We start from the raw sequence: 21,729 nt of genomic DNA, 5'->3' as shown, positions 1-21,729 counted from the left end.
CCCATGCTGACCATGGAGAACCTGAAAGCAGCGCTGCTCAGTCTCGCCATCCTCATCGTGCTGCTCGGTGCCTGGGAGTGGAGCATTGAGGGTGCCATCGTCCCGACGGGCGACCAGGAGCTGAGCGAGTATGAGCAGCTCACGGGTGGCAGCGGTGGTGGCTCACGGATACCGGCTCCCTCGGCAGTGATAAGCCATGCCATCACCGAGCTCAGCGACCCGTTCTATGTCCGCGGAAGCAATGACATGGGCATCGGCATACAGCTGGCCCATTCGGTCGGCCGGGTGTTCGCCGGCTATTCCATGGCCCTGCTCGTGGCGGTCCCCCTGGGCTTTGTCATCGGCATGTCACCGCTCATGTACAAAGCACTCAACCCCTATATCCAGGTGTTGCGCCCAATCTCACCGCTTGCGTGGATGCCCCTGGCACTGTTCATCATCCGCGACTCGGGGGCGTCGTCGATCTTCGTGATCTTCATCTGTTCCATCTGGCCCATTCTCGTTAATACGGCATTCGGGGTCTCGGCGGTTTCCAAAGACCTACGCAACGTGGCACGCACCCTGGAGCTGTCGTCACTAAAGACCGCATTCGCCGTCATCCTGCCGGCCGCTGCGCCAACCATCCTCACAGGCATGCGCATTGCCATCGGTATTTCCTGGCTGGTGATCGTAGCCGCCGAAATGCTCGTGGGCGGCACCGGTATCGGCTACTACGTCTGGAACGAATGGAACAACCTGGATCTCACCAGCGTCATTTTCTCGATCCTGATGATCGGCGTGATCGGCATGTTCTTGGACAGCCTGCTGGCCGCTGCCACACGCATGGTCCAGTACGACCACTGAGGCACGCATCATGACCAAACCATTCCTGTACGTGGAAAACCTGACCAAGAAGTTCCCGGGGCCCAAGGGCGAAGACGAACTGACCGTATTCGAGAACGTCAGCTTTGGCATCGAGAAGAACGAGTTCGTCTGTGTTATCGGTCACTCGGGCTGTGGCAAGTCGACCATCCTCAACGTCATGGCAGGCCTGGAGCAATCAACAGACGGCTACGTCTTCATGGACGGCAAGGAAATCAAGGGAACAAGCCTTGACCGTGGCGTGATTTTCCAGAATCACAGCTTGCTGCCGTGGAAGTCGACGCTGGGCAACGTGGCGTTTGCCGTAAAGGCCAAGTGGCCCGGCTGGTCAAAGAAAAAGGTCAACGAGCATGCCATGAAGTACATCGAGCTGGTTGGCCTAACCGGCTCGGAGCATCGCCGTCCAGCACAGCTGTCCGGCGGTATGCGCCAGCGCGTCGGCATCGCGCGTGCCTTTGCCATTGAGCCGAAAATGCTGCTTATGGATGAGCCGTTCGGCGCCCTGGACGCCCTGACTCGCGGCAGCATCCAGGATGAGCTGCTGCGGATCTGCAGCCGGACCAACCAGACGGTGTTCATGATTACCCACGATGTGGACGAAGCCATCCTGCTCTCGGACCGCATCTTGCTCATGACCAATGGGCCGTACGCCCAAGTGGCCGAATCCGTCACCGTGGATATCCCCCGCCCGCGTCAGCGGGAGACTCTGGTGAAGCAGGCGGGCTACTACGAGACCCGTAACCACCTGGTGGACTTCCTGGTACGCCGATCGAAGGAGCTGCAAGGGGAATACGACACTGGGACTAATGAGACGCCCAGCCATGACGATGATCAAGCGCCTTATCCGCGGGTCGTTGCCGGCACCAGACTCTAACCTTTCCACCATTGCCAACGAAGGAGAGCATCATGGACAAGAACGCCATGCGTGAAACCGTTCTCGAGGCGAAGCAGCGCAAGGGCATCACCTGGGAAGCACTCGGCGAGGCCACCGGCCTCTCGCCGGTATTCGTTTGCTCAGCCTGCCTTGGCGAGAACAGCTTGCTGCCAGAGCAGGCACAGGCCGTCGTTAACGCGCTGGACCTGCCGGGCCACCTTGCGGCGACGCTGGAGGCCTACCCAAACAAGGGGCAGCGCGCTGACACCATGCTAAGCGACCCCCTCGTCTATCGTCTTAACGAAGTGGTGATGGTCTATGGCGAGACACTCAAGGAGGTGATCCAGGAAAAGTTCGGCGACGGCATCATGAGCGCCATCGACTTCTCAATGGATGTTGACAAGATCAAGGACCCCAAGGGCGATCGCGTGGTGCTCACCCTAAATGGCAAGTTCCTTCCCTACAAGCGCTGGTAAAGCCTACAAAAAGGCCCCCCGGCGCCCAAGTGCGCTCGGGGGAACAAGCTACCCCGGGGGGTCATCCGGGGTAGCGACGATCTCCGGCATCCCTGAGCTTGCGGTGCTGTGTCGCAGCGCCCGGCGCAATCGTCGTCACTGACAGATGACGGGGATCTTTTGGCGCGGGCCACGCTAGCACTCCGGTACTTCGGTTCCACCTCCAGCGCATGCCGCGAGTCGACCAGCGCGGCGCGGACGAGCGCGTCTAGATCCCGGTCACACACCCTGCGGTCTGCCCAAGGGGCCGCCTCAGGTGGTGCCTTTATCGCCCTCCAGCGCAGCGAGCCGCTGCTCCAACTCCTTCTGCACCGTCACGTCCTTCTGAATGCCGATATAGTACGTGAGCTGATCCTGATCGTTATAGACGGGCGTGATGCTCAGTTCATTCCAGAACATCGAGCCGTCCTTGCGATAATTGCGTAGAACCTGGCGGGTGGCACGGCCATCACGCAGCGCTGCACGGATTTCATCCAGTGGCTCCTGGTCCCGGTCATCGGCCTGCAGGAACCGGCAATCCTGATAGAGGATCTCGTCTGCGTTGAATCCAGTCAGCCGCTCAAAGGCGGGATTGACATAGATTAGGACATTATCCTCGCCCTCCTGCTCGGCAATGACGATACCGTCGTTCGACGCATTGACGAGTCTCCTCAGCAGATCGGCCGGAATGGTCTCCAGATCATTCATGATGATGACTCGTGTCCTGTTGCTGCTGGTTGGGCCTGGGTCGTTGCCTGCGACCGTGATGCATGCGCAGCCCGGCCGACGGTCAGCGCTCCTGCGGTGATTGTGCTGGACCGGGGCAGTTCGGACAAGCCGGGAGCCCCGGGATCATGGTGTCAACAGACTTGCAGGCCACTCCCAGGAGAGCAAGGCCGGTATGGCACCGGCCTCAAAGACAAGTGAGTCGTTCAGGGGGTGCTGAACGGTTCGTCGCGGTAGCGGGACAGAAGGACGCTCACAAGTTCTGATCGATGAACGTGGTGAGCTCACGCTTCGACACAGCCCCAACTTTGGTCGCATGGACGTTGCCGTCCTTGAACAGCATCAGTGTCGGAATACCCCGGACACCGTACTTCGGTGCGGTCTCCTGGTTCTCGTCGATGTCGATCTTCACCACCTTGAGGCGGTCAGCATAGTCGTCGGCTACCTGGTCCAGCACAGGCGCGATCATCTTGCACGGCCCACACCACTCGGCCCAGTAGTCCACCAGGACCGGCTTTGAGGACTTGAGCACCTCTTTATCGAACGTGCTGTCGGTTGTGTGCACAATACGGTCTGACATGACCCCTCCCGTTTAGCTGCACTGTATCTGGAATGAATGGTACACCGTGGACCGGCCCCCGCTTGCCGGTTGCTGCCGATCCGCGCAATCGTCTCGATCAATCCCCCACCTCGAAGCTCGCCGCTGCGAGCTTCGCCTCCAGGGCCGCCAGTTCGGCGATGGCCGCGGCGGCGCGCTCCGCCTCCCTGTCCATCACATCACGCATCATACGCCGCATGATCGCAAGGTGCTGATTTACTGCACGGGCACGCTGCTCCCGGGAGCGGTAGAGCACGCGCCGCAATCCCGGCTCCAGGTCCAGCAACAATTCTTCCAGCAATGAATTGCCGACGATAGGGGCACAGGCATGCGCAAAGGCGAAATTATGTTCGTAATAACCCTCCACGTCACCCCGCCCGGCGCAAGCGACCATCTGCTCCACCACCGTATAAAGGCCGGGGAGATTTTCGGGCGACCAGCGGTGGGCAACACCGCGTGTCAGCGTCTGATACAGCGGCGTCACCACTTCGTACAGACAATGGACATCGTCGGGTCCCATCTTGGTGACCAGCGCGCCCCGCCGCGGCAGAATGCGTACCAGCCGCCGTTTCTCAAGCACACGCAACGCCTCGCGCAATGGCCCTCGGCTCACTCCCATATCCCGCGCCAGCTGGACTTCCAGCAGCCGCGTCTGCGGCGCCACCTCGCCCCGGATAATGCGCTCTCCCAGCGCATTGGCGATGGACACTGAGAGGTTGCCATCACCGATGGCTCGCGGCACTGCTTCGAGCGATGGGCAAGTGGCCATGGGGTGCCTCTTGACTGACATACACTGTTAACAATAGTTAGTCAGACAGAACGTTTGTTGACAAGTAGCTGAACATTTGCAGAATTGTCGACATTGTGCCAAGGAATCAAACAGCCACCCCAGAGGACATCGTGGCCACAGCAAACGATCAAAAACAGCACCAAGCCGGTGGCCGCATCGCCGTCGTCGGCGGCCTGAGAACGCCCTTTGCGCGGCAGGTCACGGCTTTCAAGGATCTCAACTCCATCCAGTTGGGCACCCTGGTGACCACGGAGCTGCTCGCTCGCCTGGACCTGGACCCTGCCCTGGTGGAGCGAATCGTGTACGGACAAGTGGGCATTCAGCCCGAGGCACCGAATATCGCCCGGGAAGTCATGCTCGCCGCAGGCATGTTGCCCGCCACAGACGCCTACAGCATTTCACGCGCCTGCGCCTCCAGCTTCCAGTCCACCGCGGACATTGCCCAGGCCATCCAGCTGGGCGACATCGACATCGGCATGGCGGGCGGCGCGGATTCCACGTCGGTGCTGCCGATCCAGTTCAGTAAGAAGCTCTCGCGGGCGCTGATTCATGCCACCAAGGCCAAGACCTTGGGCGGGAAGCTGCGCCTGTTCAAAGGTATCCGGCCCAGGGATCTGGCGCCGAACCCGCCGGCGGTGAAGGACTACTCCACCAATCTCGGCATGGGGGACATCGCCGAACAGATGGCCAAGAACCACCACATCAGCCGCGAGGAACAGGATGAGTTCGCGCTGCGCTCTCACCAGCTGGCGGCCCGGGCCCGGGAAGAAGGCAAGCTGACAGCCGAGGTCATGACGGCTTTCGTGCCGCCGTACCGGGAGCCCCCCCTGGAGCGGGATAACAACGTCCGCGGTGACACCAGCATGGAAAAGCTGAGTCAACTTCGCCCTGCCTTCGACCGTGACCATGGCACCGTCACCGCCGCCAACAGCACGCCGCTCACCGACGGCGCCTCGAGCTTGGTACTCATGAGAGAAGGTCGCGCCCTGGAGCTGGGTTACGAACCGCTGGGTTTCATCCGCTCTTGGGCGTTTGCGGCGACGAACCCCTTCAACGACGCACTGATGGGTCCCTCTTACGCGACCCCCAAGGCGCTGGATCGTGCCGGGCTCAAGCTAGGAGACCTGGACCTGCTTGACATGCACGAGGCCTTCGCCTCCCAGACTCTGGCCAACATCAAGAACTGGCCTTCCCGGCGTTTCGCCCGAGATGTACTGGGCCGCGACGAGGCCATCGGCGAGGTGGACTGGCAGCGGTTCAACGTGCTCGGCGGGTCGATCGCCTACGGCCACCCATTCGCCGCCACCGGTGGGCGCATGATCATCCAGACGCTCAATGAACTGCGCCGGCGTGGTGGCGGTGTGGCACTGAACACCGCCTGTGCAGCGGGCGGACTGGGCGCGGCAATGGTTCTGGAGGTGGCGTAATGGCAACGGCGACGCCCGAAGAGACGGATGCAAGCATCTTCCAGATCAACAAGCGTGACGACGGTATTGCCGTGGTCACCATCAATGTCCCTGGGAAGAGCCATAACATCTTAAACCGCGCCCTCATGGACGCAGCCCGCCAATGTCTGGACGACCTCGAGACGGAGGAGCAGCTCAACGGCGTGGTGTTCATGAGTTCGAAACCTGGCTCGTTTATCGCCGGGGCGGACGTCGAAATGCTGCACGCCTGCAACACCGCTGAAGAGGCCACGGAGCTCGCCCGCTCTGGACAGGCCTTCTTCGACCGCATCGCGAGCTTCCGCGTGCCCGTGGTCGCCGCCATCAACGGCTCCTGTCTGGGTGGCGGTCTGGAGTTCGCCTTGGCCTGCCGCGGCCGCGTCTGTACCAACTCCGAAAGCACAGCGCTGGGCGTGCCCGAGGTCATGCTCGGCCTGTTACCCGGCAGCGGCGGCACCCAGCGGCTTCCGCGCCGGGCGGGGATACAGTCGGCACTTGACATGGCGCTCACGGGCAAGCAGGTCACTCCCGGCAAGGCAAAGCGCATAGGCCTTGTGGACGACGTGGTGCCCGAGCCGATCCTCGAAGATGCCGCCGTGCGCCTGACCCGGAAGTTACAGGGCAGGAAGTCGGGCAACGAGCGGCGACGGTCATGGATGGAGCTATTGCTGGAGACCAACCCCATCGGCCGGCGCGTTGTCTTCGACCAGGCGCGCAAACAGGCCCAGTCGAAGACGCGCGGCAACTACCCGGCCCTGCCGCGGATCATCGAGTGCATCGAGACGGGCATGAGCCAGGGCATGGAAAAGGGACTCGAACTGGAGGCGAAGCGCTTCGGCGAGCTGGCCATGACGCCCCAGGCGCGGCAACTCATGAACATTTACTTCGCCACCACGGCCATGAAAAAGGATCCCGGCAGCGACGATGCCTCGGCGCAACCGCGGGGGGTCCGCCGGGTGGCCGTCCTCGGTGCCGGCCTCATGGGCGCGGGCATCGCGTTCGTGACCACCAACAAGGCGGGCCTGCCGGTGCGGCTGAAGGACATCGCCGTAGAAGGCTTGAACAAGGGTATGCGGCACGTCAACGATCAGCTCCGGGAGCGGGTCAAGCGGGGCCGCATGACGGCCTTCGAGGCCGAGGTGCAGCGCAATCGCGTCACACCGACCGTGGAGTACACGGGTTTCACCAGCGTCGACGTGGCGATTGAGGCAGTGTTCGAGGATCTCGATCTTAAACACCGGATGGTTCAGGACGTGGAAGCGAACGCCGGCGATCAGACCATCTTCGCCAGCAACACCTCGTCCATCCCGATCACGCACATTGCCCAGGGCGCACGGCGGCCGCACAACGTCATCGGCATGCACTACTTCTCGCCGGTGGAGAAAATGCCGCTGCTCGAGGTGATCGCCACAGAACAGACCCACCCGGAGGTCATCGCCACCACCGTGGACATGGGTCGCCGCCAGGGCAAGACGGTGATCGTCGTCAAGGATGGCGCCGGCTTTTATGTCAATCGCATCCTCGCCCCGTACATCAATGAGGCCTGCCACATGCTAAGCGAGGGTGTGGCCATCGATCGCATCGACGAGACCCTGCTCGACTTCGGCTTCCCCGTGGGGCCGTTCGCCCTGCTCGACGAGGTCGGCCTGGATGTGACCGCCAAGGTTGCACCGATCCTGCACGAGGCCTTCGGCGAGCGCATGCGACCGGTGCCAGCCGCGGATGCCATGCTCGAAGACGGGCGCTACGGCAAGAAGAGCCAGAAGGGCTTTTACCAGTACGGCGGCAAGAAGAAAAAGGGCAAGAAGGAGGTGGACAGAAGCGTCTACAGCCTGCTGAAGGTTGACCCCAGCGCGGAGGCGCCGGAGTCGGACATCATTGACCGCACCGTGCTGATGATGGTCAACGAAGCGGCGCGTTGCTGGGACGAGGGGGTGATCCGCACGCTGCGCGACGGGGACATCGGTGCGGTCTACGGCATCGGCTTCCCGCCCTTTCGTGGTGGGCCGTTCCGTTACATGGACGAGCTTGGACTCCCGGAGATCGTGCAGCGGCTGAAGGAACACCAGGGCAGGCACGGGCAGCGCTTTGCGCCGGCGCCGATCCTGGAGCGCATGGCAGCCAGCGGCGAACAATTCCATCAGAAGTGACCGGAGCGCACCTCGGTTCCGGCGTGCAGGATCATCGAAGCGCGTAGGGTGGATTAGCGTAGCGTAATCCACCGTCGATGACATGGCGCCGCAGGCGCACGACTCATGCTGCGCTTGTGCGCCTGCGGCGCGGTTTGTTAGACGGTGCATTACGCTGTCGATAATGCCCCCTACGCCCTTCGATCGGCCGCGGTGCCATGGGGTGGCGACACGCCGTGGCCGTGGATTACGCTGCGCTAATGACTACACCACGCACCGACCATCAAGGCTTTTGAAGGGCGAGAGGGCCCGAGCGCAGGCTTCGGCTGTCGGAAACCGCTCAAGGGAGACTGCGAAGGGCCGTCCTCTTGCCCACTCCGAGCGAAACGGTTATCACCTTGGTCAGGACGTGGGATACTCTCTGCCGCGCCACCAAATTGGCCCCATGAGCCGTTGCACAGCATGGCCCTGATGATACGCCGCTGCGCAAACGAGGCTGGTCTCGACCAGTAATCCAGTTACATCATAACACCTTTATTATGAAGATCGCCCGGAGGCGGGATGCTCGGGATTCGGGACGTCACCCATCGCTACCGTGATGGCACCACCATCACGCTGCCGAACTGGCAGGCCCAGGATGGCGAACACTGGGCGCTGCTTGGGCCTTCCGGCAGCGGCAAGACGACGCTGCTGCATATCCTTGGCGGCCTACTGCGACCGCAGCGGGGCCAGGTATTCATCGGCGAGCGGCGCCTGGACCAACTCGGCGAGCGGGCACTGGACCAGTTTCGGGGCCAGCATATCGGCGTCGTCTTCCAAACGCTGCATCTGGTGGATGCGCTGACCGTGGAAAACAATCTGCGCCTCGCCCGGTACTTCGCCGGACTCTCCCAGGACCGTAACCAGATCCTCGAGGTCCTGGATCGTCTGGGCGTGGCGGAAGTCGCCCGACACCACCCGCATCGCCTGAGCCAGGGACAAGCCCAGCGGGTTGCCTTGGCGCGTGCCATCATCAACGAGCCTGCAGTCATCCTGGCCGACGAACCGACCTCCGCCCTGGATGACAAAACCTGCCAGCAGGTGCTGGAACTGCTCACGGCACAGGCCCTGGCCTGTCACGCCACCCTGGTGATCGCGACCCATGACGCCCGCGTGCGCGGTGTGCTGGAGCATGCCCTGGAGCTGGAGCCCGCAGAATGAACCTCTTTCGCCTGAGTTTGGCGTATCTGCGCCGCAACGCACTTTCAGCCTTGCTCAATGTGCTGTTGCTGGCGCTGGGCATCGCGACCATTACAGTCCTGCTGCTGTTCAGTTATCAGGTGGAACAGCGGCTGACCCGCGACGCCGCCGATATCGACATGGTCGTCGGGGCAAAAGGCAGCCCCATGCAGCTGATCCTCTCCAGCGTCTTTCATATCGACGTGCCCACCGGGAATATTCCACTCCACGAAGCGCGCTGGGTGCAAAACCACCCGCTGGTGGCTGGCACGATCCCACTGGCACTGGGTGACAGCTACCGCGGCTTCCGCATCGTCGGCACCACGCCCCGGTATGTGCGCCACTATGGTGGCGCTCCTGCAGGTGGAAGCCTATGGGACGACGACATGGAAGCTGTGCTGGGCGCCCGGGTCGCGGAACGCACCGGCCTGGGGGTGGGCGATCGGTTTGCGGGGGTTCATGGAATCACGGGGGGCGAGGCGGTGGGCGGTGAGGTCCACGAGGACCACCCTTACACAGTCACGGGGGTTCTCCGGCACACCAACAGTGTGCTCGATCGCCTGATCCTTGTCAGCGTCCCGAGTGTTTGGAAGGTGCATGGCTACGACCATGAGGCCGGTCTGGGCCCGGAACATGAGCACGCCGGTGGACGCCCTGCGCAAGATGGCGCCGTCGATGGCAACGGGGATGCGCAAAGCGATGACGAGGGGGCGCAGGGGCCTGACGACGAGCGCGAACTCACCGCACTGCTGGTTCAGTATCAATCGCCCCTTGCGGCCGTGACCTTGCCCCGGGTCATCAATAGCCGCGGGCCACTGCAGGCCGCCGCGCCTGCCTACGAGACCGCACGTCTGATGCAGATGATGGGTATCGGCCTGGACACCCTGCGCGCCTTCGGCTGGGTGCTCGTCATCGCCGCCGGGCTCGGCGTCTTCATCGGGCTTTACAATGCGCTCAAAGACCGGCGCTACGATCTCGCGCAGATGCGCACCCTCGGTGCCTCGCGCAGGCGCCTGTTCAATCATATTCTCACCGAGGCGATCATGCTCGCGGTAATGGGCGCCCTGCTCGGGCTCGCTCTGGGCCACGTGGCAGCGGAAGTTCTGGGCCAGTCGTTCCGCCAAACGCAACAACTGGAGATTACCGGTGCGGTGTTCCTCACCCAAGAGCTGTGGCTCGTGGGGCTCGCAGTGGCGGTTGGCATCGTTGCGGCGGTGATCCCCGCCGTCCAGGCGTACCGCACCGATATCGCCGAGACGCTTGGCCGCGGCCGCTGACATCCCATTGGCGGGGCCAACGGAGCGGCTCAATTCGGATCTCACGGGACACGAAGCATGTTGCGATTCTCACAGGCGCTTTTGATCACCGCCGTCTGCCTTGCCCTCGCCGGCTGCGGGTCGGATGAACCCTCGACGGACAGTCTGGCGGACACCGATGCCCAGGCCGATCCCCAAAGACCCATCGCCCAGGGGGCGGCCGATCGGAACGGCAATGCCATTCGCATTTACATGGTCGGCATGGATGACTTCGGCGAGGTCGCGGGGCTGACCACCTCCAGGGAGGGATACCTGGATCTCACCCTGGCACTGGAGGACGACGGCGGCAAGCCCATCGCCTCCGAAACGCTTGACGTGAGTTCGCTGGTGGGCAACGAGCTCAACAAGAGCCAAGTAACTACCGATGCCAAGGGTAAAACCGACCTCCGGTTCCGAGCGATCCTGCCTGGCCAGGACACGTTGACCGTCACCGGCGCAGGCACCAGCAAGCAGCTGAGCGTCTATGTCAGCGATGAGGCGTACGGCCACTCCCTCGACCCCGTGGAGGAGCACGCCACCGAGCTGCCACAGGTGCAGGGAGCCGTCTCCTGGGATCTGCTTGGCGGGGTCGAGACACAGGGAGGCCGGCATGGGCTGCTGGAGCCGCTCTTCGATGACGAGATCCGGGATCTGGACGGGCGCGACGTGAAACTTCAAGGGTTTATGATGCCTTTGGACAACAGCGAGAGGCAGCAGCACTTCCTGATCACGCGAACCCCGCCGAGCTGCTTCTACTGCCTGCCGGGGGGGCCGGAAAGCGTGGTGGAGGTCAAAGCAGCACGGGCAGTTGCGTTTACGTTCGAACCGGTGGTGCTCTCCGGTCGCATGACGCTGCTGGAGGACAGCGACATGGGGCTGTTCTATCGGCTGGAAGACGCGCAAGTGGAGCGAGAATAATCACGTTGCGGGAGCTTGAAACCGCCGCGCACATCGGACTTACTTGCCACACAGCCGCCGCCCAGCGAGCCGGCGACCCTATTGCGTCATGCTTGATACGCTGTGCGGCCAGGGATAAGGAGCACAGGCGCCGTTGGCTGTCAGCCTCGGCGAGACCATGCGCACCATCGACTCAATGACGATACCTGACGAGCTCAACAAATGGCCGCAGCCATAATCCATGACTATCCCCATCGTGTCGCCGGGCATTGTGGCTCCGGCGCACTGCGCGACCTGATGGAGTGGGCGGCGCTGGGATGGGACGGCGCGCCCGAAGAAGGTTTGGTGTTCGGCCTAAGCGGCGGTTTGTCTTTCCTGTACACGCGCGCCCCGGGACTGAAGCCGCCAATCTACGTCGTCGGCCGCAATGCCGACGTGGAGCAGAATGTCTGCCGGCGGCTCGGCATCACCGCCACCGCCCGCCGAACCGATAACCCGGACGAGGGCTGGCGCTGGATCACCGAAGAGCTGGATGCCGGATGCCCGGTGCTCATCCATGCGGATATCGCCGAGCTCCCTTACCTGCGCGTGCGTCTTTCCAACACACGGCACTCCATCGTCGTCGTCGGCTACGACGAGGGCCGCGGCGTCGCGTGGCTCGCGGACAATGACCGCGAAACCATCCAGGAGGTGCCTCTGGACGCCCTGGCCCGCGCGCGCAACTCGCAGGGCTTTCCGGATCCGAACCGTCACGCCGCACTCCTCTTGCGCTTCCCGCGCCGTCTGCCGGACCTCCTGACGGTCGCGCGGGATGCTGCCGCAGAAGCCGCGCGGCACATGCGGCAGGGGACAGGCTCCCTGTTCGACCCGAACGTGTTGCCCGCCGGCGCCCTCACGGCCACCGGTCTGGAGGGCGTACGCACCTTCGCCCAGGACATCGCCGCTTGGCCGGAGATCTTCGATGACGGCACCTTGACCGCGTCAGTGCGGGCCATCCCGGTGTTCGTGGAGAAAGCCGGCACCGGTGGCGGGCTCTTCCGACGCTTGCAAGCCGGGTTCTGTGCCGAGGTGGCGCGGCTGACCGGTGATGCGGGTTTCCATGATGCCGCGATCGCCTATCGGCACTGCGCGGACGCCTGGAGCCATCTGGCCAACCAGACCCGACTCGAAGCGCCGGACCCCGCCGGCATTGCCGACGCCGCAGCACGTCTGCCGGATGCTGAAGAAAACGCCGTGCGGGGGCTGGAAAAGGTGGCATCCAAACCCTCATGATGGGAACCACCCAGGCAGCAGGGGCCGCGAGACCGATGCAGATCCACACCCGTCCCATCAATGAACGCGTCAACTGGCTCATGGAACTCTCGCGGGCGTATTCGGAGGGCTTTTGCAGCCCGTCGGCGTGGCTCGCGCGCGAACGCTACCTGGCCGTGCATCCCACCCGCATCATCGTGCTCAAGTGCATGGATGGGCGCATCCAGATTCCCCATACAACGCGCACCCCGCTGGGCATCATTTACCCATTCCGCAACCTCGGCGGCATCTTCGATCTGGGCTGGCCCTATCTGGGCGAGATACTTACGGGCACGGTGCACGAGGCCACCCGCGCCGGGCATCCCGCGCTCATGCTCATCACCTACCATTTCTCCCGGGGCGATCCCTCCCGTGGTTGTGCCGGGTTTGACTGCGACACCGAGGCCGCCGTGGACCACGCCTACCAGATCCGCACCCAGGCGGAGGCCCTGTTCGGCGACGATCACGCCCATGTCTACCCGCTGGTTTGCGGCTTCGAAACGGACAGCGATGCCCTGATCATTCACGGTAACGACGGCGCCACCCTCGATGTATCGGCCCTCGACGTCGATGACGCGCCGTCGCTTGAGCAGCGGGTGATGGCCCTTTGTCCGGACATGCCGGCCCCGGTCTGCCGGGATTTGCTGCCGTTCCTGGAGGGCAATCTGGCGCACGTTCACTCCATTCGCGGCGTGGCCCGCGAGCTGGACATCGAGCACCGGGAGTGGGCGATCTGCCTGGGTGGCGGATTCGATTTCCTGCACGTGCCAAACATGGCGCTCATCATCGGCCCCTACAACCCCAACCTCTCGGAGCCAATCGGCACCGCCGCAGGAATCATCGTCGACAACATGGCCGCCGGGCGCATCCCCGATGACGGCTTTCTGCTGCTCGCCTCGACACCGTATCAGGAATTCGGTGTCGACCGCGCCCGCGCGGAATTGAAATCCCGCTTTCTCGCCCACTTTGCCGCCGAGGTGATCCGCCGGGATCATCCAGAGCTTGCCAAGCGCATGACCGCATACACCGCAGTGGTTAACTGGCCCACTCGACGCCTGGATATACTGGAAATGACCAGCTAGCATTGCGCACTCGCACGCCCGTCATATACGCCAAGGCGGTCGTATGCCAGTATGGCAACCAAAATCGGCGTCGCCGACGTGTTAACCTGACCAATAAGTGCGTAATATTTGTACCAACAATGACAACGGGGCGACAGGTTTGTCGGCACGTCCCGACAGCAGGGCACCAGGCCGCACCGCCTTCGCACTTGAACTGTCTCCCCCGTTACCGGTGCGCTCGTAGCGCGGGCATGCAACGACGCCCGCCCATCCCACCCCTATTGGAGAAGATTCGCCAATGACTGAGAAAGATCCGAACAAAGGCTACATTGCCATCCTCGGTTGGAGCATCAGCTGCATCGATGCCCTGGAGCGTTTCGACCGGCGCTACGTCATCGTCGCCCCTGAATGGGCCGCGGACTATGCCAAAGAGCACAACATCCCGTTTATTCCATGGGATTTCGAGCGCCTCAACGACCGTTCCATGGAGATCGCCGAGCGGCTGCGGGACGAGGGTGTGGATGTCGCTATCCCACTATTCGAGGAGACAGTGGAATGGGCGGGCGCCGTAAACGCCGTGCTCATGGGCAACCCGCGGCTGCACGGCCAGGCCGTTCTCTTCCGGGACAAGGCCCTGATGAAGCGCCGCGCCCAGCTCGGCGGCATCCGCGTGGGCATTTTCGAGGAAGCCCATGACCGCCAGGACGTGATCCGCTTCCTCAAGCGCGTCAACCAGACCCTGCTCAAGCTCGACGGTGACCCGGATGACCCGATTCACCTCAAGGCGTTCGACAAGGCCGGCTGCCTCGGGCACCGGGTGATTCGCAAGCCGGAAGATATCGACACGATTCCGGAAGAAGAGTTTCCGGTGCTGATGGAAAGCCACCTGGACGGCTGGGAATTCGCCGTTGAGGCCTGGATCCAGAATGGCAAGATCCGCTTCCTGAATATTTCCGAGTACGTCACGCTGGGTTATTCGGTATTCGTGCCAGCGACGCCGGAGTTGGAAAGCTGGCGCAACCTGATCACCAAAGAAATCGAGAAACTCATCAAGACCTTCGACATCGAATTCGGGTTCATCCACCCGGAGTACTTCGTGACCAGCGACGGCACCATGTACTTCGGCGAGGTCGCGTATCGGCCGCCGGGCTTCAAGGTCTTCGAGCTGTTGGAGCGCGCGTACGGCTTTAACGCCTATCAGGGCATGGTACTGGCATTCGATCCGAAGACCACGGAAGAAGAGATCGAGGCGTTCTTCCCCCGCCCGGTGTTGGATGCCAAGGGCCATGCGGGCTGCTTCGGCGTCTACCCGCGCCGCCGTGTGGTCAGCAAGTTAGAGATTCCGGAGGAGACCGAGAACCACGAGTACTTCGAGTACCACGAACTCACGCCTCCATTGGAGGAGACGGTGACCAAGCGCACCGCCTTCGGCACCCACTGGGGTCTGATTTACTTCTTTGGTGACAACCCGCACAAACTGCGGGATCTGCTGAAGCACCAAGAGGAGCTGGATTTCTACGTGTAACGCCGCGGCAACGCTTCGTTCGCGTATCTCCGAGGGCCCGGCGGCCGTCAGCTGAACTGGCGGCCGGCCGCCCAGCTATTCTTGGCCATGTCGGCAATTCTCTCAACCGCGCCCTCGGGAATCGTGGCATCCACGGCTTCATCCCGCGGGTCGAAGTGGAAGATATACAGCCGCGAGAGGAACTGCTCGAATGGCAACGACGACTCCCCGTGCCGTTCGCCCGCCCCTTCTGTGGACACCTCCACCCCGTTCCCCCAATCCTGAGTGCTGTCGTTGTTGGGGTTGAAAAAATACACACGCATCTCGCCGTCGGGATCATAACCGACGCGCTCGATGGCAATGGCATGCCAGCCCACGAACTTTGCGGTTGAGTCCGTGACGGCAATGCCGGCGGGTTGGGAATGGATCACCGGGTTCTTGCCATTGTACAACGGATGGTAGCAGGCGTAGAAACGGCGTATAAAGCGCGCGAAATTGACCACAGCTCCAGTCGCCACATCGACCACGATGGCGAATCCACGCCCCACCCACCACCCATGGAACTCTGGATTCACCCATTTGTGTGGGTCCTCGCTGCGAAACGCGCAAAGCCGCCCCATCTCCATATACAGGGCATCGAGGTGCGGCACAGTCACTGCCGAAACGGGATCAACATCATATAACGGGGCCGGTGGCATATGCGCCGTGAGCGCCGCCGACGAGAGCGCTTTGCCCTCGAAGTGCGCGCTTACATCATTATCGCGCGTGGCCCAGGCCACGACCTGCAGCAGGTAATCCGGGTCGTTGCTCGACCACATGGACAGCGCCCGCGCGGACTGGCAGGTGGGATTGTTGCCCTGACCAATACCCCGCGGACAGCCGAGCACATTGATCACCCCGGCGAGCAGGCGTGCCCATGCCGCCGAGCGGGCATTGTCGTCCTGTACGCCGAGCAGCCGTTCCGCTTCCGGCGAGAGCTGAAGGTGGATCTGCCGCCACAAAGCGGCCGGCACCGGACCACTGTAGAGCACACCGCGCTCAAGCAACCCGGCCAGCCCGTACACCGCCTGTGCCGTCTCGGGCCACAGTGCCTCGCGGATCAGCTTGTGGACAAGCTCGCTGTAACAGGTGAGCCCATCAACCCCTGTGCTGCTCAAACCCAGGGTGGACGACACCAGGTCCGGCGCATGGTCGAGCACATAGTGCAGAAACACCGGGTGGTAAGGGGAGACCAGCCCGGTGTCATGCATGGCCCGCCCAAAACCAAGGGCTTCATTGCGCAACGCCGCTTCGTCCATGCCGGCCAGGCGGTCGCGAAAGACATCGAGCCCCGGATCCTCCTGGCAGCCGCGGGTCGGCCCGTAAAGCGCACTGATCAGCCTTTCGGCACCGCGCGCGCTCGCCGCGGGCACCCCCGGTTCGCCGCTGTTGAGGTAGCCGGCAACGCTATTGATCATTTGGTGGACATGGCCCAACTCGATCGGCCGCTGCGCAAGGATGCGCCAGATTTCGCTGATCAGCTCCTCGACCACTTCGCCGAAACCGACCTGCTCTGCCACGAACCGCTGGTGCTGATACACAAGCTCGGCGTTCCGGCCCAGGCGAATACGCTCGGACTCATCCATCTGGCCAAAGACCAGTCGCAGGTTGAGCGCCAGCACCCGGGCGAGAAACTGCCGGGCATCGTCGGGTGAGAGGGTCGCCGATGCCAATTCCCCTCGCGCCACCGCCACCAGACGCAGTTCGCTGAGACATTCCAGGATCAGGGTGTGATCGTTGCTCAACTTGAGCGTGTTAGCAGCCATAACGGGCTGGAGCTTTTCCGGGAACTCCCAGTCGCTGCCCATGAATATGCCGGCCGCCTCGAGCGCACAGATACGGCGGTAGACCACCTCTACGCCCCCCGGCACCGCCATCAAGCGTCGGGCCGCCTCCAATGCACCTGCACTCTGGGTGAATTTGGCAAAGGACTGGACCTGCGCCAGCCGCTCACAGGCGTCATCGAGGCGCTGGGCGAATCGCTCCAGACGGGCCTGCTGTTCGGCGCTATCGTCTGTCATCATGACTCCGTCGAGGGCGACCTCGGTCTGGCGACACGGACCACCGCGCAAATCTGAGTGACGTCACTCGCACCCCCTGCAAGCGGTTCAGCCTGCAACGAAGCGCGGAAACACGTCCGTCTCAATCGCAAGGCACTGCTCAGAACTTAATCCAGTGCATACTGGCGTCTTGAGGCTTATGTTGTCCAATGCAGCAGCCCCGTGCCCAAGCGGTTCCCCCGGTCAAACGGCTCAAAGTCCCCGTCTGCTACATCAGATCCCGGGGAATGGAGCGGTCCACATTATGGGAATGCACGCGTTGGTCGCCTTCGTAGCCGTCCATTTCCGCGCGCAGATGGAAGTCGTCGCAATCGGAGGTCAGTACCGTGCGGGTACGCACCGAAATCGACCAGTCACCACGGGACATACCGCGAACACACTCAACCTCGCCCCGCACCGAATCGTAATCGTTTCTGGTGTGGCTGTACCACTCCGTTGTGCGCACCTGCATGGCAACCTGCAGCTCGTCGAAGCGAAACTCGCCCTCGTCCTTCTTCACCTCCAGGGTTGAGCAATCGGCCGCCAAATCCCGCACCACGGTCCAACCGTAGTCTCTGGGCCTGTTTAGGGTTGTCCGACCGGCGGGCGCCCCGCGCGGGGGGCCAGGGTCGCGGATAGCGTCGACACTGTCTCGCGCCGCCCGGATGGGGAGTTCCAGCGGCTTGGGCTCGTCGTGCCCGTCCCGATGGGTGAGGTTCAGCAGGCCGTAGGTGACCCGGGTGGCCTCGTCGTCCACGGCGACGTCGGACAGCCGCACGGCGATCATTGCAACAGGGCGATCCGCCGCGACCTGCAGAGTGACCGCGGGGGCACCGATAGTGCTCGTTCACCGACCCGTGACGCCAATAGTCATCACGGCGTTGACGGCTGAGCCACTGTTCCAGCCAGAAGCCACTGCCTTCCGTGCGGGCATGCCACACGTCGCGCCAACGATCACCGACGATGGCCGGATCCGGTGGTTAAAGAGTTAATGAATACATCGAACCTGGATTATGCCGGTCAAGTTGAAGGGCCCACACACCATCACGGGGCGCGGGAACTCGTTGCGAGCGCCCGGCCGCAGTCTGTTGCGTCATCTTTCGCATTTGGGCCCCCGTAGGGGGGAGTCAGAACAGGAAGTTCAGACCCAGATAGCCCGCACCAATTCGCTGACTGGTGCGCTCCCCTTCACTGCCGCCCGGGCCGCGCACCTGGGGCTCCAGGGCGTACACGTCCACCCCACCGCGCACGAGGAGATGGGGATTGACATGGATCTGCACACCAACCCCAGCCTTGCCAATTGGCTTGCGGGTGAACACGGAGAAGCCGTCGTCGCGCTCATCGAGCCGCGCAACACCACCACCAACACGACCGAACAGGTCAACGCTGCGAGAGACCGGCGCGTACAGCATGCCGGAGATCACCAGGGCGTTATAGCTGGCACGAAAATCACCCTGGCGGAAACGCCCCAGGTCGTGGAGACCCGCCTCAACACCAACCCATTCGTTGACACGGTAGCCACCGTAGAAGCGCACGCCGCCGCTCTCGTCGTCGAAGTCGTCACCAAAAGCGTCGGCGCCCTCGGTAATTTTCGTGCCCAGCAGGTCGATACCCCAATACCCATAGGACGAGTGACCAGACGCTGCGCTAACGGCCGGAACAAGCACAAGTACAAGCACAACCACCAGTAGCCGAACCGGCTGCATGACGTACACCCCCGAATTAATCCATATCTCGCAGATATTGAATAAGACAACCCTGCCCGGCTGCGGTTCCTCGGTCCCCTGCAGCGCCGCCCCGCGAAGCCGCGCCACTACCCCGCCGCGCGTTCGTCGAATGCTCGGGGCTTGTCTATGCTTACTCTACGAATAGAGTGTGCATTCCCGCCTGCCAACCCACACCGGGAGACAGGAGGTATTCGTCATGGCGAGTGATGACCCCAGAGCGGTGGAGCGCGCGGCTATGATCATTCGCTCCTATGGCCACGGCAGCACAGAGACGATGCTCGCCACGCCCTGGAAGGAGTTCCTCGATTCCATGTAGACATCAAAACGAGGGGCCGGGTGTGCTCTCGGCCCCGCTTCGGTGCTGAAACATGCCGATCCGACAGCAACTCGAAGGCGAATGGGCTCCGGTACTCGTCTACACGGACGAGGTGGACCACGCAACTCGTGAGCAGCTCAGGCGCATTGCGGCCTTGCCGATCATCCACCATCACGTGGCCGCTATGCCCGATGCGCACCTTGGCAGGGGTGCCACTGTCGGCGCCGTCATCCCGACCCGGGAGGCCATCATCCCCGCGGCGGTCGGCGTGGACATCGGCTGCGGCATGACTGCGGCGCGCTTGAGCCTGGAAGCCTCATACCTGCCAGACAATCTACGCCCGATGCGCCAGGCCATCGAGTCGGTGGTTCCCCTGGGCCAGGCAAGCCACCAATCGGCAGATGCCCCCATGGCAGCCTGCCGGCCGCTGCAACCGGGGTTACGCAAGATCCTCGACGAACATCCTGTCATCGGCGAGATGGGGCGAAACATGGACCGGAAGTGGATCGAGCAAATGGGCACGCTCGGCGGCGGTAATCACTTCATCGAAGTGTGCCTGGATGAATCCGGGCAGGTATGGGTGATGCTGCATTCCGGCAGCCGAGGCGTCGGTAATGCCATCGGGCGCTATTTCATCGAACTCGCCCGGGATGATATGCGCGTTCACAACATCAACCTGCCTGATCGCGACCTCGCCTATCTGCGCGAAGGCACACGCTGGTTCGACGACTACGTCGCGGCCGTCGAGTGGGCACAGCACTATGCCCACACGAACCGCCAGGTGATGCTGGGCAACATTCTGGGCGCCCTGGGCCGGGTATTACCAACATTCGAGGTCACCGATGAGGTCATCGACTGTCATCACAACTACATCGCCCGGGAAACCCATTACGGCAAGACCGTCTGGGTCACGCGCAAGGGAGCGATCCGCGCTGGCCGGGACGATCTCGGCATCATCCCCGGCAGCATGGGAGCGCGCTCGTACATCGTGCGCGGCCTTGGCAGCGCGGACGCCTTCGACTCCTGCGCGCACGGCGCCGGGCGTGCGATGAGCCGGCGTCAGGCCAAAGAGCGCATCAGCCTGGCGGAATTCAGGGCACAGACGCGCCATGTCGAGTGCCGCAAGGACCGCAGCGTACTGGATGAATCCCCCGGGGCGTACAAGGACATCAACCAGGTCATGGCCAATCAGTCGGATCTGGTGGAAAGCCTGCACGAGCTGCGGCAAATCGTGTGCGTCAAGGGTTGATCCCCTGGCTTCGCCCCTGCCCGTCCTGTGTCTGCTCGCGGCGCGGCGTTTTGCGGCGGGGCGTCGGCTACCAGGAGCGGACCCGCCCGACATCAACGTGGAGAAAACCGGAGTTCTCATAATGACCGACGCCGCCAGCACGTAGAGCCATCGCTGCCTGTCGCACCCGCTCCAGCGGCTGGCCAGGCACTCTGACATCGACTGCCTTGCCTTCCATGTGCATGCTCCGCTTGGCTACGGCCCGGCCCTTGCGACGCAGCATCTCATTGGTCGCCGGTGAGCGATAACCGGAGATAACCTCATAGCGAGCGTCAAAACCGAGGCTGGACTGCAGCGCGTTCAACGTATCCAACAGCTCCGTGTCGATCGGGTGAACAGCATCGGTGCGGTGGTCCCGCAGGAGGTAGCTGATCTCCCCCACGGCGTCCGGGAGGTAGTTGCCATCTTCCCAGTAGGTGACAGACAGGGCCTCCCCGGTGTGCAAATTGTGAAGGCGCAGGCTGCGCTGGCGGCTTGCGGCGAACGCCATCATTGCACTTGGCGAGATCGCACCGGCAAGGGCCCAGGCGGAGGCAGCAATGATTCGACGACGGCTGAGTTGGCGGCCTCCCGATTCGCTGCACATTTCGGCTAATCCCCCGATTGCAGGCCTGCTCCCTGGGACCCGGGTGTGCCCGTGGGGCCATCCAGGTGATGTCACGCAAACAGTGCGTGGCTACACACGCAGTAGAATAGTTACGGCACCGGGCGGGGCGGCGGCACCAGTGCGCTAAGGAAGCCACCGACTCCGCTTCGCTACGTCGTCGAACCAAATTGTTCATCCGGGGGTTCGAATCCCCCGGACCATGACCTTTCCTGAGCGGGACCTGCGGCCCCGCTCAGGAAAGGTGGCGGAGAGGGAGGGATTGCTGCGGCGCTGCGCGCCTTGCCCTGCGGGTCGTTGCCGCTGCGCGCCAACGACCGACTCCGCTTCGCTACGTCGTCGAACCAAATTGTTCATCCGGGGGTTCGAATCCCCCGAGTCCATGACCTTTCCTAAGCGGGACCTGCGGCCCCGCTTAGGAAAGGTGGCGGAGAGGGAGGGATTGCTGCGGCGCTGCGCGCCTTGCCCTGCGGGTCGTTGCCGCTGCGCGCCAACGACCGACTCCGCTTCGCTACGTCGTCGAACCAAATTGTT

19 protein-coding genes are annotated in these 21,729 nt (G+C 62.9%); 12 read left to right on the top strand and 7 right to left on the bottom strand.

Annotated features, from left to right (window positions below):
* The first annotated feature begins 3 nt into the window (after positions 1-3).
* Genes ntrB through cynS form a run of 3 tightly spaced genes read left to right on the top strand, consistent with a single transcriptional unit; the run spans position 4 to position 2,211 of the window.
* Positions 4-843 carry a nitrate ABC transporter permease gene (gene ntrB, locus QZT63_RS00805; RefSeq protein ID WP_290647777.1) on the top strand — a complete coding sequence of 280 codons (840 nt, stop codon included), beginning with the start codon at positions 4-6 and terminating at the stop codon, positions 841-843.
* Positions 844-853: 10 nt separating this feature from the next.
* Positions 854-1,735: an ABC transporter ATP-binding protein gene (locus QZT63_RS00800; RefSeq protein ID WP_290647776.1), complete on the top strand. Its 882-nt coding sequence runs from the start codon at positions 854-856 to the stop codon at positions 1,733-1,735.
* 32 nt (positions 1,736-1,767) lie between these two features.
* Entirely contained in the window at positions 1,768-2,211 is a 444-nt protein-coding gene (gene cynS, locus QZT63_RS00795) for a cyanase (protein WP_290647775.1), read from the top strand.
* A gap of 291 nt (positions 2,212-2,502) precedes the next feature.
* Here the strand turns inward: cynS and QZT63_RS00790 are convergent, their stop codons facing one another.
* The 3 genes from QZT63_RS00790 to QZT63_RS00780 all read right to left on the bottom strand — a co-directional run bounded on the left by QZT63_RS00790 (position 2,503) and on the right by QZT63_RS00780 (position 4,322).
* Positions 2,503-2,937 (bottom strand): PAS domain S-box protein, encoded by a 435-nt coding sequence (locus QZT63_RS00790; RefSeq protein WP_290647774.1) that lies wholly within the window; start codon positions 2,935-2,937, stop codon positions 2,503-2,505.
* A gap of 271 nt (positions 2,938-3,208) precedes the next feature.
* Positions 3,209-3,535, bottom strand: a complete 327-nt coding sequence (gene trxA, locus QZT63_RS00785; RefSeq protein ID WP_290647773.1) for a thioredoxin TrxA — start codon at positions 3,533-3,535, stop codon at positions 3,209-3,211.
* A 97-nt stretch (positions 3,536-3,632) separates the two neighbouring features.
* Positions 3,633-4,322 (bottom strand): GntR family transcriptional regulator, encoded by a 690-nt coding sequence (locus QZT63_RS00780; protein WP_290647772.1) that lies wholly within the window; start codon positions 4,320-4,322, stop codon positions 3,633-3,635.
* Between the two features lie 128 nt (positions 4,323-4,450).
* Here QZT63_RS00780 and fadI point away from each other — a divergent pair, with 128 nt between their 5' ends.
* The 8 genes from fadI to QZT63_RS00740 all read left to right on the top strand — a co-directional run bounded on the left by fadI (position 4,451) and on the right by QZT63_RS00740 (position 15,203).
* On the top strand, positions 4,451-5,770 hold the full coding sequence (fadI, locus tag QZT63_RS00775) for an acetyl-CoA C-acyltransferase FadI (protein WP_290647808.1): 1,320 nt from the start codon (positions 4,451-4,453) through the stop codon (positions 5,768-5,770).
* Positions 5,770-7,938 (top strand): fatty acid oxidation complex subunit alpha FadJ, encoded by a 2,169-nt coding sequence (gene fadJ / locus QZT63_RS00770; RefSeq protein ID WP_290647771.1) that lies wholly within the window; start codon positions 5,770-5,772, stop codon positions 7,936-7,938. The genes fadI and fadJ overlap by 1 nt, the downstream gene beginning before the upstream one ends.
* 540 nt (positions 7,939-8,478) lie before the next feature.
* Entirely contained in the window at positions 8,479-9,117 is a 639-nt protein-coding gene (locus QZT63_RS00765) for an ATP-binding cassette domain-containing protein (RefSeq protein WP_290647770.1), read from the top strand.
* Positions 9,114-10,412, top strand: coding sequence for an ABC transporter permease (locus tag QZT63_RS00760; RefSeq protein WP_290647769.1), 1,299 nt, complete (start codon positions 9,114-9,116; stop codon positions 10,410-10,412). Before QZT63_RS00765 ends, QZT63_RS00760 begins: the two co-directional genes overlap by 4 nt.
* A 57-nt stretch (positions 10,413-10,469) precedes the next feature.
* Positions 10,470-11,348, top strand: a complete 879-nt coding sequence (locus QZT63_RS00755) for a DUF3299 domain-containing protein (RefSeq protein ID WP_290647768.1) — start codon at positions 10,470-10,472, stop codon at positions 11,346-11,348.
* Between the two features lie 201 nt (positions 11,349-11,549).
* Positions 11,550-12,599, top strand: a complete 1,050-nt coding sequence (locus tag QZT63_RS00750) for a BtrH N-terminal domain-containing protein (protein ID WP_290647767.1) — start codon at positions 11,550-11,552, stop codon at positions 12,597-12,599.
* Positions 12,600-12,634: 35 nt separating this feature from the next.
* A complete protein-coding gene (locus QZT63_RS00745) occupies positions 12,635-13,699 on the top strand; it encodes a carboxysome shell carbonic anhydrase domain-containg protein (RefSeq protein ID WP_290647766.1) in 1,065 nt (354 codons plus the stop codon).
* 277 nt (positions 13,700-13,976) lie between these two features.
* Positions 13,977-15,203: a carboxylate--amine ligase gene (locus QZT63_RS00740; protein ID WP_290647765.1), complete on the top strand. Its 1,227-nt coding sequence runs from the start codon at positions 13,977-13,979 to the stop codon at positions 15,201-15,203.
* Positions 15,204-15,250: 47 nt separating this feature from the next.
* Here QZT63_RS00740 and QZT63_RS00735 read toward each other — a convergent pair whose 3' ends face one another.
* From QZT63_RS00735 to QZT63_RS00725, 3 genes are all read right to left on the bottom strand, one after another.
* Positions 15,251-17,245: a hypothetical protein gene (locus QZT63_RS00735; RefSeq protein WP_290647764.1), complete on the bottom strand. Its 1,995-nt coding sequence runs from the start codon at positions 17,243-17,245 to the stop codon at positions 15,251-15,253.
* A gap of 244 nt (positions 17,246-17,489) precedes the next feature.
* Positions 17,490-18,047: a CocE/NonD family hydrolase C-terminal non-catalytic domain-containing protein gene (locus QZT63_RS00730; RefSeq protein ID WP_290647763.1), complete on the bottom strand. Its 558-nt coding sequence runs from the start codon at positions 18,045-18,047 to the stop codon at positions 17,490-17,492.
* Between the two features lie 340 nt (positions 18,048-18,387).
* A complete protein-coding gene (locus QZT63_RS00725; RefSeq protein WP_290647762.1) occupies positions 18,388-18,966 on the bottom strand; it encodes an outer membrane beta-barrel protein in 579 nt (192 codons plus the stop codon).
* A gap of 389 nt (positions 18,967-19,355) precedes the next feature.
* Between QZT63_RS00725 and QZT63_RS00720 the strand changes: the two genes are divergently transcribed.
* The gene (locus tag QZT63_RS00720; protein WP_290647761.1) at positions 19,356-20,552 is read left to right on the top strand and encodes an RtcB family protein; all 1,197 of its coding nucleotides are present in this window, start codon (positions 19,356-19,358) and stop codon (positions 20,550-20,552) included.
* Between the two features lie 67 nt (positions 20,553-20,619).
* Here QZT63_RS00720 and QZT63_RS00715 read toward each other — a convergent pair whose 3' ends face one another.
* The gene (locus QZT63_RS00715) at positions 20,620-21,177 is read right to left on the bottom strand and encodes a DUF882 domain-containing protein (RefSeq protein WP_290647760.1); all 558 of its coding nucleotides are present in this window, start codon (positions 21,175-21,177) and stop codon (positions 20,620-20,622) included.
* Between the last annotated feature and the right edge of the window lie 552 nt (positions 21,178-21,729).

This window comes from Aquisalimonas sp., from assembly GCF_007120195.1.
Classification (GTDB): Bacteria; Pseudomonadota; Gammaproteobacteria; order Nitrococcales; family Aquisalimonadaceae; genus Aquisalimonas.
This window is presented reverse-complemented; position numbering and strand designations above follow the sequence as displayed.